At 71.3% G+C, this 12,359-nt stretch carries 8 protein-coding genes; 5 read left to right on the forward strand and 3 right to left on the reverse strand.

What is annotated here, in order from left to right; all coding sequences use genetic code 11:
- Nucleotides 1-109 precede the first annotated feature (109 nt).
- Nucleotides 110-808 (reverse strand): HAD family hydrolase, encoded by a 699-nt coding sequence (locus ABTY40_RS23660; RefSeq protein WP_352061349.1) that lies wholly within the window; start codon nucleotides 806-808, stop codon nucleotides 110-112.
- A gap of 174 nt (nucleotides 809-982) precedes the next feature.
- Nucleotides 983-4,492, reverse strand: a complete 3,510-nt coding sequence (gene metH, locus ABTY40_RS23665) for a methionine synthase (RefSeq protein WP_352061350.1) — start codon at nucleotides 4,490-4,492, stop codon at nucleotides 983-985.
- A 223-nt stretch (nucleotides 4,493-4,715) separates the two neighbouring features.
- On the opposite strand from metH, the gene ABTY40_RS23670 reads away from it, so the two are divergent.
- The 5 genes from ABTY40_RS23670 to ABTY40_RS23690 all read left to right on the forward strand — a co-directional run bounded on the left by ABTY40_RS23670 (nucleotide 4,716) and on the right by ABTY40_RS23690 (nucleotide 11,001).
- Complete coding sequence (locus ABTY40_RS23670; protein ID WP_352061400.1) at nucleotides 4,716-5,501, forward strand: IclR family transcriptional regulator; 786 nt, start codon at nucleotides 4,716-4,718, stop codon at nucleotides 5,499-5,501.
- 278 nt (nucleotides 5,502-5,779) lie between these two features.
- Nucleotides 5,780-6,538, forward strand: a complete 759-nt coding sequence (locus tag ABTY40_RS23675; RefSeq protein ID WP_352061351.1) for an MIP/aquaporin family protein — start codon at nucleotides 5,780-5,782, stop codon at nucleotides 6,536-6,538.
- 34 nt (nucleotides 6,539-6,572) lie between these two features.
- A complete protein-coding gene (gene glpK, locus ABTY40_RS23680; protein WP_345282461.1) occupies nucleotides 6,573-8,099 on the forward strand; it encodes a glycerol kinase GlpK in 1,527 nt (508 codons plus the stop codon).
- A 16-nt stretch (nucleotides 8,100-8,115) separates the two neighbouring features.
- Nucleotides 8,116-9,720, forward strand: coding sequence for a glycerol-3-phosphate dehydrogenase/oxidase (locus tag ABTY40_RS23685; protein ID WP_352061352.1), 1,605 nt, complete (start codon nucleotides 8,116-8,118; stop codon nucleotides 9,718-9,720).
- 198 nt (nucleotides 9,721-9,918) lie between these two features.
- Nucleotides 9,919-11,001, forward strand: coding sequence for a PAC2 family protein (locus ABTY40_RS23690; protein ID WP_352061353.1), 1,083 nt, complete (start codon nucleotides 9,919-9,921; stop codon nucleotides 10,999-11,001).
- 77 nt (nucleotides 11,002-11,078) lie between these two features.
- Here ABTY40_RS23690 and mshC read toward each other — a convergent pair whose 3' ends face one another.
- Nucleotides 11,079-12,308: a cysteine--1-D-myo-inosityl 2-amino-2-deoxy-alpha-D-glucopyranoside ligase gene (gene mshC / locus ABTY40_RS23695; protein ID WP_352061354.1), complete on the reverse strand. Its 1,230-nt coding sequence runs from the start codon at nucleotides 12,306-12,308 to the stop codon at nucleotides 11,079-11,081.
- Nucleotides 12,309-12,359: the final 51 nt, after the last annotated feature.

Genomic DNA, 12,359 nt, shown 5'->3' on the forward strand with positions numbered 1-12,359 from the left:
GTGACGAAGGTCACGTGGCGCGTTCACGGTGAATGGCCTGATCGTTTTTGGTACGGGAATGCGGGAATCCCACGTGCCGCCGGTACCACGGGTAAGCCTCAGGAAATGCTCAGATTCCCGTGATCAGCGTGCGCAGGAACGGTACGTCGACCTCTTCGAGGGAGCGCACCACGACCCGGCCGGGCAGCGGCGGGATGGGGGCGACGGAGGGGACGGCCACCACCCGGCATCCGGCGGCCTCGGCGGCGGCCACGCCCGTCGCGGTGTCCTCCACGACGGCGCACAGGGCCGGATCGGCGCCGACGCGACGGGCGGCCGTCAGGTACGGCTCCGGGTGCGGCTTGGTCCGGGCGACCTCGTCGCCGGCGACGGTGAGGGTGAAACGGTCCGGGCCGAGCGAGGCGAGGACCCGGTCGATGATCCGCCGGTGGGAGGCGGAGACCAGGGCGGTGGGGATGTCGTGCCGGGCGAGCTCGGTCAGGAGGCGCTCGGCGCCCGGCATGAGGGGCACGCCCCGGGCGATGCGCTGCTCGAACCTGTCGTTGAGCAGGACCGTCAGCTCCTCCAGGGTGATGTCGGCGCCGGTGGCCTCGATGAGGTAGCCGGCGCTGCGGGTCATCGGGCCGCCGACCACGACGTCCCGCCAGGCCTCGTCCAGCCGGTGGCCGAGATCGGCGAAGACCTCCACCTCGGCGTCCCACCAGAAGCCCTCCGTGTCGACGAGGGTGCCGTCCATGTCGAGGAAGACCGCCTGCAGGGCGGAGCTTCCGTTCGGACGGAACAGGGACGCGGGGACCGTACTGGTCATCCGGCACACCTCCATGGAGGGACGAGAAGGCCGGCCCCCGCTCCCCCGGGACGGGGAGAAGGACCGGCCTGCACTGGACCGACCAGTGTACGTCGCCGCCCGCGCGTGCGCCGGTATTTGCGCCCGCGCGGGCGAAGGGGGCTGCCGCGAGCCGCCCCGGGCGGCTCGGGGGCCTCAGCGCGCGTTGAAGTACTTCGCCTCGGGGTGGTGGAGCACGATGGCGTCGGTGGACTGCTCGGGGTGGAGCTGGAACTCCTCCGAGAGGTGCACCCCGATCCGCTCCGGGCGCAGCAGTTCCGCGATCTTCGCCCGGTCCTCCAGGTCGGGGCAGGCGCCGTAGCCGAGGGAGAAGCGCGCACCCCGGTACTTGAGGTCGAACATGTCCGCCACGTCCGCCGGGTCCTCGGCGGCGAAGCCCAGCTCGGCGCGGACCCGCGCGTGCCAGTACTCGGCGAGGGCCTCCGCCAGCTGCACGGACAGGCCGTGGAGCTCCAGGTAGTCGCGGTAGGAGTCGGAGGCGAACAGCTCGGCGGTGGCCTCACCGATCCGGGAGCCGACGGTGACGACCTGGAGGCCGACGACATCGGTCTCGCCGGAGTCCTCCGGGCGGAAGAAGTCGGCCAGGCAGAGGCGGCGCCCGCGGCGCTGGCGCGGGAAGGTGAAGCGGGTCCGCTCGTTGCCCGCCTCGTCCAGGATGATCAGGTCGTCGCCCTTGGAGACGCACGGGAAGTAGCCGTGGACGACGGCCGCCTCCAGCAGGTTGTCGGTGTGGAGGCGGTCCAGCCAGCCGCGCAGCCGGGGCCGGCCCTCGGTCTCCACCAGCTCCTCGTACGTCGGTCCGTCCCCGGCCCGGCTCTGCTTGAGGCCCCACTGCCCCTTGAAGAGGGCGCCCTCGTCCAGCCACGAGGCGTAGTCCTTGAGCGGGATGCCCTTGACCACGCGGGTGCCCCAGAACGGCGGGGTGGGCACCGGGTTGTCGGTGGCCACGTCCGAGCGGCCGCCGGGCTCCGGCTCGTCCACCTGGAGCGCGGCGGAGCCCCTGGCGACCCGGCGCTGCTTCAGCTCGGGGAGTACGGCTCCGGGGACGCCGCGCTTCACGGCGATCAGGGCGTCCATGAGGCGCAGCCCCTCGAAGGCGTCGCGGGCGTAGCGGACCTCGCCCTGGTAGATCTCGTGGAGGTCCTGTTCGACGTAGGCGCGGGTGAGGGCGGCGCCGCCGAGGATGACCGGGTACTTCGCGGCCAGGTCGCGCTGGTTCAGCTCCTCCAGGTTCTCCTTCATGATCACCGTGGACTTCACCAGCAGGCCGGACATGCCGATGACGTCGGCGTGGTGCTCCTCGGCGGCTTCGAGGATGGCGGAGACGGGCTGCTTGATACCGATGTTGACGACGTTGTAGCCGTTGTTGGAGAGGATGATGTCGACGAGGTTCTTGCCGATGTCGTGGACGTCGCCGCGGACGGTGGCGAGGACGATCGTGCCCTTGCCCTCGTCGTCCGACTTCTCCATGTGGGGTTCGAGGTGGGCGACGGCCGTCTTCATGACCTCGGCGGACTGGAGGACGAACGGCAGCTGCATCTGGCCGGAGCCGAACAGCTCGCCGACGACCTTCATGCCGTCGAGCAGCGTCTTGTTGACGATGTCGAGCGCCGGCGTCGTCTCCAGGGCGGCGTCGAGGTCGGCCTCCAGACCGTTCTTCTCACCGTCGATGATCCGTCGCTTGAGGCGCTCCTCCAGGGGCAGGGCGAGGAGCTCCTCGGCCTTGCCGGCCTTGAGGGACTTGGCGGTGGCGCCCTCGAAGAGGGCCATCAGCTTCTGGAGTGGGTCGTAGCCCTCGGCCCGCCGGTCGTAGATCAGGTCCAGCGCGGTGGTGACCTGCTCCTCGTCGAAGCGGGCGATCGGGAGGATCTTGCTCGCGTGGACGATGGCGGAGTCCAGGCCCGCCTTGACGCACTCGTCGAGGAAGACGGAGTTCAGCAGGATGCGCGCGGCCGGGTTGAGGCCGAAGGAGATGTTGGACAGGCCGAGGGTGGTCTGCACGTCCGGGTGGCGGCGCTTCAGCTCGCGGATCGCCTCGATCGTGGCGATGCCGTCCTTGCGGGACTCCTCCTGGCCGGTGCAGATGGTGAAGGTGAGGGTGTCGATGAGGATGTCCGACTCGTGGATGCCCCAGTTGCCGGTGAGGTCGGCGATGAGCCGCTCCGCGATCTCGACCTTCTTCTCGACCGTCCGCGCCTGGCCCTCCTCGTCGATGGTGAGGGCGATGAGGGCGGCGCCGTGCTCCTGGGCAAGGCGGGTGACCTTGGCGAAGCGGGACTCGGGGCCGTCGCCGTCCTCGTAGTTGACGGAGTTGATGACGGCCCGGCCGCCGAGCTTCTCCAGGCCGGCGCGGATGACCTCCACCTCGGTGGAGTCCAGGACGATGGGGAGGGTGGAGGCGGTGGCGAAGCGTCCGGCCAGCTCCTCCATGTCGGCGACGCCGTCGCGGCCCACGTAGTCCACGCACAGGTCGAGCATGTGCGCGCCCTCGCGGATCTGGTCGCGCGCCATCTCGACGCAGTCGTCCCAGCGGCCCTCCAGCATCGCCTCGCGGAACTTCTTCGACCCGTTGGCGTTGGTCCGCTCGCCGATCGCCAGGTACGAGGTGTCCTGGCGGAACGGCACGGTCTGGTACAGCGAGGCCGCGCCCGGCTCGGGACGCGGGTCGCGCGGCGCCGGGGTGAGGTCGCGGACGCGCTCCACGACCTGCCGCAGGTGCTCCGGGGTCGTACCGCAGCAGCCGCCGACGAGGGAGAGCCCGTACTCGCGGACGAAGGTCTCCTGGGCGTCCGCCAGCTCGGCGGGGGTCAGGGGGTAGTGGGCGCCGTCGGCGGTGAGGACGGGCAGGCCCGCGTTGGGCATCACGGACAGCGGGATGCGCGAGTGGCGGGCGAGGTAGCGCAGGTGCTCGCTCATCTCGGCCGGGCCGGTGGCGCAGTTCAGGCCGATCATGTCGATGCCGAGCGGCTCCAGCGCCGTCAGGGCGGCGCCGATCTCGGAGCCGAGGAGCATCGTGCCGGTGGTCTCGACGGTGACGGAGACGATGACCGGGACGTCGGCGCCGAGGGCGTCGAGGGCGCGGCGGGCGCCGATGACGGAGGCCTTGGTCTGGAGGAGGTCCTGGGTGGTTTCGATCAGCAGGGCGTCGGCGCCGCCGGTGAGCAGGCCCTCGGCGTTCTGCTGGTAGGCGTCGCGCAGGACGGTGTACGGGGCGTGGCCGAGGGTCGGCAGCTTGGTGCCGGGACCGATGGAGCCGAGGACCCAGCGCTGCCGGCCGTCGGCGGCGGTGACCTCGTCGGCGACCTCGCGGGCGATGCGGGCGCCGGCCTCGGACAGCTCGTGGACGCGCGGGGAGATGTCGTACTCGCCGAGGGCGGAGTGGTTGGCGCCGAAGGTGTTGGTCTCGACGCAGTCGACGCCGGCGGCGAAGTACTCGCGGTGGACCGAGGCGACGATGTCGGGCCGGGTGACGTTCAGGATCTCGTTGCAGCCTTCGAGGTTCTGGAAGTCCTCGAGGGTGGGGTCCTGGGCCTGGAGCATGGTGCCCATGGCGCCGTCGGCGACGACGACGCGGCTCGCGAGGGCCGCGCGGAGCGTCTCGGCACGGTTGCGGCTGTCGGCGGAAGGGGTCGGCAACGAGGCCATGGATGTGCTCCCTGGGATGCGACGGCTGTCGGCTTTGCCCGCTCGGAGGAGCGTGCACGGGGTCAGCGTAACCGCGAGCGGCCCGGGGTGGACACGGCGTCCCACGAGGCGGACGGCATCCTGTGTGCGAGGACTCCCGGTACGGCCCCTTCTTCACCGACACTGTCAGGTGTGACGCAAGGTCGGCATGGACCGATAGTGTTCAGCATTGTCGAACAGCACGATGAGGGAGAAGGGCCGGGCGATGGCGAAGAACATCCAGTCGCTTGAACGGGCGGCGGCGATGCTGCGACTGCTCGCGGGCGGCGAGCGCCGGCTCGGCCTGTCCGACATCGCGTCCTCTCTGGGACTGGCCAAGGGGACGGCCCACGGCATCCTGCGCACCCTCCAGGCGGAGGGCTTCGTGGAGCAGGAGCCGGCCTCGGGCCGGTACCAGCTGGGCGCGGAGCTGCTGCGGCTCGGCAACAGCTACCTGGACGTGCACGAGCTGCGCGCCCGGGCGCTGGTCTGGACGGACGACCTGGCCCGGTCCAGCGGCGAGAGCGTGCACCTGGGCGTGCTGCACCAGCAGGGCGTGCTGATCGTGCACCACGTCTTCCGGCCCGACGACAGCCGCCAGGTCCTGGAGGTGGGGGCCATGCAGCCCCTGCACTCCACGGCCCTGGGCAAGGTCCTGTCCGCGTACGACCCGGTGGCGCACAGCGAGGCCGTGGAGGCGGAGCGGGAGGCGTTCACGCCCCGTACGACGACGGAGCTGGGGTCCTTCGAGGAGCTGCTCGACATGACCCGGGCGCGGGGCTGGGCGGCGGACGTGGAGGAGACCTGGGAGGGCGTGGCCTCGGTGGCCGCGCCGGTCCACGACCGGCGGCGGATGCCGGTGGGTGCGGTGGCGGTCACGGGCGCCGTGGAGCGGGTGTGTCCGGACGGGGAACTGCGTCCCGAGCTGGTGGCGGCGGTGCGGGACTGCGCCCGCGCGGTCTCCCGGGACCTGGGGGCCCGCCGCTTCTGACACGCGGAGCGACCGCCCCCGTACGCTGCGGACCACTGTCTCGAACCCGCCGGTAACGATCGCGTTATCGGCGGGTTTTTCCCTTCCCAGGGCCTTGACGCGCTGTTAACCCGGGGGCAAAACTTCCGTTCATCGGTCGGCATTGTCGAACAGCTACCGGCAATACACGTTAGAGTGTGGCAGTGCCAAGGGCCGGAAACGCCCTCCCACGAGGGCGCGGACCACCGGAGAAACCCGGAGTTCGCCTTCCCCCTGGACGAAGGACAAAGGAGTCGCGGGTGTCCAGCTCCGACATCTTCCTCGGCGAGACCATCGGTACCGCCGTACTCATTCTTCTCGGCGGTGGTGTCTGCGCCGCCGTGACGCTCAAGAGCTCGAAGGCCCGGGGTGCGGGCTGGCTCGCGATCACCTTCGGGTGGGGCTTCGCCGTGATGACGGCCGTCTACATGACGGCTTCCCTCTCCGGAGCCCATCTGAACCCCGCCGTCACGGTCGGCATCGCGTTCAAGGACGGCGACTGGAGCCACGCCCCCGTCTACTTCGCCGGCCAGTTCCTCGGCGCGATGATCGGTGCAGCGCTGGTCTGGGTGGCGTACTACGGACAGTTCCGGGCCCACCTCACCGACCCGGAGACCGTCGGCGAGAAGCCGATCGAGGGCCCCGGCCCGGTGCTGGGCATCTTCTCCACCGGGCCCGAGATCCGCAGCGCCTGGCAGAACCTCGCCACCGAGATCATCGGCACCGTCGTCCTGGTCCTCGCCGTGCTCACGCAGGGCCTCAACGACAGCGGCAAGGGCCTCGGCGTCCTCGGCGCCCTGATCACGGCCTTCGTCGTGGTCTCGATCGGCCTCTCGCTCGGTGGTCCGACCGGTTACGCGATCAACCCGGCCCGCGATCTCGGTCCGCGCGTCGTGCACGCCCTGCTGCCGCTGCCGAACAAGGGCGGCTCCGACTGGAGCTACGCCTGGGTCCCGGTCGTGGGACCGCTGATCGGTGGAGCCCTCGCCGCGGGTATCTACTCCCTCGCGTTCGCCTGAGCCGTCCTCTTCCAGACTTCCCTTGGAGCACATCGTGACCGACGCACACACCGCGGGCCCCTTCATCGCGGCCATCGACCAGGGCACCACCTCCTCCCGCTGCATCGTCTTCGACAAGGACGGCCGGATCGTCTCGGTCGACCAGAAGGAGCACGAGCAGATCTTCCCCAAGCCGGGCTGGGTGGAACACGACGCCGCCGAGATCTGGGCCAACGTCCAGGAGGTCGTCGCGGGCGCCCTCGACAAGGCGGGCATCACCTCCGCCGACGTCAAGGCCATCGGCATCACCAACCAGCGCGAGACCACCCTGCTCTGGGACCGGAACACCGGTGAGCCCGTCCACAACGCCCTCGTGTGGCAGGACACCCGCACCGACACCCTCTGCAAGGAGCTCGGCCGCAACGTCGGCCAGGACCGCTTCCGCCGCGAGACCGGCCTGCCGCTGGCGAGCTACTTCTCCGGCCCCAAGGTCCGCTGGCTGCTGGACAACGTCGAGGGCCTGCGCGAGCGCGCCGAGCGCGGCGAGATCCTCTTCGGCACCATGGACTCCTGGGTCATCTGGAACCTCACCGGCGGTGTCGACGGCGGCGTGCACGTCACCGACGTCACCAACGCCTCCCGCACCATGCTGATGAACCTCCACGACATGGCCTGGGACGAGCGCATCCTGTCGTCGATGGAGATCCCGGCCGCCGTGCTGCCGGAGATCCGCTCCTCGGCCGAGGTGTACGGCACGGTCAAGGGCGGCGTCCTCGACGGCATCCCGGTCGCCTCCGCGCTCGGCGACCAGCAGGCCGCCCTCTTCGGCCAGACCTGTTTCGCCGAGGGCGAGGCCAAGTCCACGTACGGCACCGGCACCTTCATGCTGATGAACACCGGTGACAAGATCATCAACTCCTACAGCGGCCTGCTGACCACGGTCGGCTACCAGATCGGCGACCAGAAGCCGGTCTACGCCCTGGAAGGCTCGATCGCCGTCACCGGCTCGCTCGTCCAGTGGATGCGCGACCAGATGGGCCTGATCAAGTCCGCCGCCGAGATCGAGACCCTCGCCTCCTCGGTCGAGGACAACGGCGGCGCCTACTTCGTGCCGGCCTTCTCCGGCCTCTTCGCCCCCTACTGGCGCTCCGACGCCCGCGGTGTCATCGCCGGTCTCACCCGGTACGTCACCAAGGCGCACATCGCCCGCGCCGTCCTGGAGGCCACCGCCTGGCAGACCCGCGAGATCACCGACGCCATGACGAAGGACTCCGGCGTCGAACTGACCGCGCTGAAGGTCGACGGCGGCATGACCTCCAACAACCTGCTGATGCAGACCCTCTCGGACTTCCTGGACGCCCCCGTGGTGCGCCCCATGGTCGCCGAGACCACCTGCCTCGGCGCCGCCTACGCCGCCGGCCTGGCCGTCGGCTTCTGGCCGGACACCGACGCCCTGCGCGCCAACTGGCGCCGCGCGGCCGAATGGACCCCTCGCATGGACGCCGAGAAGCGTGACAGCGAGTACAAGAGCTGGCTGAAGGCCGTTGAACGCTCCATGGGCTGGCTCGAAGAAGAGAACTGACGAGGAGTAATTCGAGATGACCACCCCGCAGACCGTTCCCGCCCTCGGAGCACGCCCCGCCGCCGGTTCGCTCCCGACCCGCGCCGAGACCAGAGAGCAGCTTGCCAAGGCGACGTACGACCTCCTGGTGATCGGCGGCGGCATCCTGGGGATCTCCACCGCCTGGCACGCCGCGCAGGCCGGTCTGCGGGTGGCCCTGGTGGACGCCGGCGACTTCGCCGGCGCCACCTCCTCGGCCTCCTCCAAGCTGCTCCACGGCGGCCTGCGCTACCTGCAGACCGGCGCGGTGAAGCTCGTCGCCGAGAACCACTTCGAGCGGCGGGCGGTCTCCCGCCAGGTGGCCCCCCACCTGTCCAACCCGCTCACCTTCTACCTGCCCGTCTACAAGGGCGGCCCGCACGGCGCCGCCAAGCTGGGCGCCGGCGTCTTCGCGTACTCCGCGCTCTCCGCCTTCGGCGACGGCGTCGGCCACCTCCTCTCCCCCGCCAAGGCCGCGCAGGACGTGCCGGAGCTGCGGACGGACGACCTCAAGGCCGTGGCCGTCTACGGCGACGACCAGATGAACGACTCGCGCATGGCCCTGATGACCGTCCGGGCCGCCGTCGACGCCGGCGCGGTCGTCCTCAACCACGCCGAGGTCACCGGACTGCGCTTCACCCGCGGCCGGGTCACCGGCGCGGAGCTGAGGGACCGGCTCTCCGGCGACGAGTTCGGCGTCTCGGCCCGGCTGGTGCTCAACGCCACCGGCCCGTGGGTGGACCACCTGCGCCGGATGGAGGACCCGAACGCGGCCCCGTCCATCCGTCTGTCCAAGGGCGCGCACCTCGTCCTCAAGCGCACCTCCCCCTGGAAGGCGGCGCTGGCCACCCCGATCGACAAGTACCGGATCACCTTCGCCCTCCCCTGGGAGGACATGCTGCTCCTCGGCACCACCGACGAGGAGTACGAGGGCGACCCGGCCGAGGTCGCGGTCAACGACAAGGACATCGCCCAGATACTCGACGAGGCCGCCTTCTCCATCCGCGACCAGCAGCTCTCGCGCGATCTGATCACGTACTCCTTCGCGGGTCTGCGGGTGCTGCCGGGCGGGCCCGGCGACACCTCCAAGGCCAAGCGCGAGACGGTCGTCACCGAGGGCCGCGGCGGGATGCTGTCGGTGGCCGGCGGCAAGTGGACCACTTTCCGCCACATCGGCCGCACGATCATGAAGAAGCTGGAGTCGCTGCCCGGCCGTCCGCTCGGCGAGGACTACGAGCCGGTCGCCACGCTGCCCAAGCGGCTGCCGTTGCCCGGCATCGCCAACCCGAACGCGGTCGCGCACCGGCTGCTCGTGGACGGTCCGGCGCCCGGTCCGCGGATGGCCGCCGACACCGCCAAGCACCTGGCGACGCACTACGGCTCGCTCTCCTTCGAGATCGCCCGCATGGCGAACGAGAACCCGGAGCTGGCCCGCCGGATCCACCCCGACGCCCCGGAGATCTGGGCGCAGGTCGCCTACGCCCGGGACCACGAGTGGGCGGAGACGGCGGACGACGTGCTGCGCCGCCGTACGACGCTGACCATCCGGGGTCTCGCGACGGACGAGATCCGCGCCGGGGTCGAGTCGATGCTGCGGAAGTGACGTCCCGTAACTCCCGTGCGCCGAGGGGCGGTTCCTCCTGGAGGGGCCGCCCCTCGGGCGTGCCGTGTGCGGCGGCCCGATCCTGGGTAGCCGATCAAGGCCGCACGGGCCTGCGGGGAAGTCCGGGGGCTGCGGGCGGGCCGCCGGAAAGCCGTAAGGTTGGTCCGTACGACAGGAACTTCGAAAAGGAGGCGCTGGGTGATCGAGCTCGAGGGGGTTCCCGAGCTGATCGACCCGGTCATGGTGGCCGCGTTCGAGGGCTGGAACGACGCCGGCGACGCCGCCTCCACCGCGGTCGCCCATCTGGACCGGGAATGGAAGGGCGAGGTCTTCGCGGCGCTCGACGCCGAGGACTACTACGACTTCCAGGTGAACCGGCCGACGGTCTTCCTGGACAACGGTGTCCGGAAGATCACCTGGCCGACGACCCGGCTCTCCGTGGTGCGGGTCGGCGGGGACAAGCCCCGTGACCTGGTGCTGGTGCGGGGGATCGAGCCCTCGATGCGCTGGCGGTCCTTCTGCAACGAGCTGCTGGGCTTCGCCCACGAGCTGGGCGTGGAGATGGTGGTGATCCTCGGCGCGCTGCTGGGCGACACCCCGCACACCCGTCCGGTGCCGGTCAGCGGGGTGACCTCCGATCCGGACCTGGCGCGGACGATGGACCTGGAGGAGACCCGGTACGAGGGCCCGACGGGCATCGTCGGCATCCTCCAGGAGGCGTGCACCCACGCGGGCGTACCCGCGGTGAGCCTGTGGGCTGCGGTGCCGCACTACGTGTCGCAGCCGCCGAATCCGAAGGCGACGCTGGCGCTGCTGAACCGCCTGGAGGACCTCATCGGGCTGCGCATCCCGCTGGGTGAGCTGCCGGAGGACGCGCGGGCCTGGCAGCTGGGCGTGGACCAGCTGGCGGCCGAGGACAGCGAGGTCGCCGAGTACGTGCAGACGCTGGAGGAGGCGCGGGACACCGCCGAGCTGCCGGAGGCCTCGGGCGAGGCCATCGCCCGGGAGTTCGAGCGCTATCTGCGGCGGCGCGACCCCGGTGCGGGCCCCGGCGCTCCCGGTCCTGGCCCCGGGGTGGCCACGGAGGGCGGCGACACGTCGTACCTCCGGGACGCGGCCGGAGGGCGCACCCGCCCGCCGAAGCCGGACCAGCCGGGGCCGGAGGCCGTACCGGGCGTCGAGTCGCCGGCCGAGACGGCCCAGGACGACCAGGGCGACCAGGCCGGCCCGGACGGCCGGCCCCGGCCGGACGGCGAGGACGGCGGCTCCGAGGAGGAGTGACGGTACGAGAGGAGGGGGCGCCCCGGTCGGGGCGCCCCCTCCTCCGTGTCCGGACCGGAAACCGGCCGGGGGTCGGCCTACAGGGCGACGCCGAGGAGGGCGTCGACGGCGCGGGAGACGAGACCGGGCGCGGACTCGTCCGTACCGCCCTCCGCGTGCTGCAGCGCGGCCCAGCGGTCGACCGCCGCGAGCGCCTTCGGAGCGTCGAGATCATCGGCGAGCGCCTCGCGGAGCTCCTCGACGAGGGCGTCCGCGGAGGGGCCGTCGGGGCGGGAGACCGCGGCGCGCCAGCGGCCGAGGCGGTCCACGGCGTCCTGGAGGACCTGGTCGGTCCACTCCCAGTCGGCGCGGTAGTGGTGGGAGAGGAGCGAGAGCCGGATGGCGGCCGGGTCGACGCCCTGGCGGCGGAGCGCGGAGACGAAGACCAGGTTGCCCTTCGACTTCGACATCTTCTCGCCGTCGAGGGCCACCATGCCGGCGTGGACGTACGCCTTGGCCATCGGGTACTCGCCGGTGAGGCTCTGGGCGTGCGAGGCGCCCATCTCGTGGTGCGGGAAGATCAGGTCGGAGCCGCCGCCCTGCACGTCGAAGCCCATGCCGAGGTGGTCGAGGGCGATGGCGACGCACTCGATGTGCCAGCCGGGGCGGCCGGGGCCGAGGGTGCCGCCGTCCCAGCTCGGCTCGCCGTCGCGGGCGGCCATCCACAGCATCGGGTCGAGCGGGTTCTTCTTGCCCGGACGGTCCGGGTCGCCGCCGCGCTCGGCGGAGAGGTGGCGCATCAGGTCGGAGTCGTAGTGCGAGACCGAGCCGAAGTGCGGGTCGGCCTCGACGGAGAAGTAGATGTCGCCGTCGAGTTCGTAGGCGGCGCCGGAGTCGCGCAGCCGCTCGACCAGCGGAACGATGCCGGGTATGGCTTCGACCGCTCCGATGTAGTGCTGCGGCGGCAGCATCCGCAGGGCCGTCATGTCCTCGCGGAAGAGGGCGGTCTCGCGCTCGGCGAGGCCGGTCCAGTCGATGCCGTCGCGGATCGCGCGCTCCAGGAGGGGGTCGTCCACGTCCGTCACGTTCTGGACGTAGTGCACCTGCCGCTTGGTGTCGAGCCACACGCGCTGCACGAGGTCGAACGCGTTGTAGGTCGCCGCGTGACCCATGTGGGTCGCGTCGTACGGCGTGATGCCGCAGACGTAGAGACGGGCGACGGGGCCGGGGGCGAGGGTCACTCGTCCGCCGGTCGCGGTGTCGTGGATCCGGAGGTCGCGGCCCTTGCCGGGAAGGGCGGGGACCTCAGAAGCGGGCCAGGCATGCATGACCCGAGCGTAACCGGACAGCCGTTCCGGATACGAACCGGAGGGGAGATC

This window comes from Streptomyces sp. NPDC126503, assembly GCF_040302405.1.
Taxonomy (GTDB): domain Bacteria; phylum Actinomycetota; class Actinomycetes; order Streptomycetales; family Streptomycetaceae; genus Streptomyces; species Streptomyces gulbargensis.

Excerpts from the sequence above, each read along its gene's own strand:
- ABTY40_RS23660 (WP_352061349.1), bottom strand. The coding sequence starts at position 808 with ATGACCAGTACGGTCCCCGCGTCCCTGTTCCGTCCGAACGGAAGCTCC.
- metH (WP_352061350.1), bottom strand. The coding sequence starts at position 4,492 with ATGGCCTCGTTGCCGACCCCTTCCGCCGACAGCCGCAACCGTGCCGAG.
- ABTY40_RS23670 (WP_352061400.1), top strand. The coding sequence starts at position 4,716 with ATGAGGGAGAAGGGCCGGGCGATGGCGAAGAACATCCAGTCGCTTGAA.
- ABTY40_RS23685 (WP_352061352.1), top strand. The coding sequence starts at position 8,116 with ATGACCACCCCGCAGACCGTTCCCGCCCTCGGAGCACGCCCCGCCGCC.
- mshC (WP_352061354.1), bottom strand. The coding sequence starts at position 12,308 with ATGCATGCCTGGCCCGCTTCTGAGGTCCCCGCCCTTCCCGGCAAGGGC.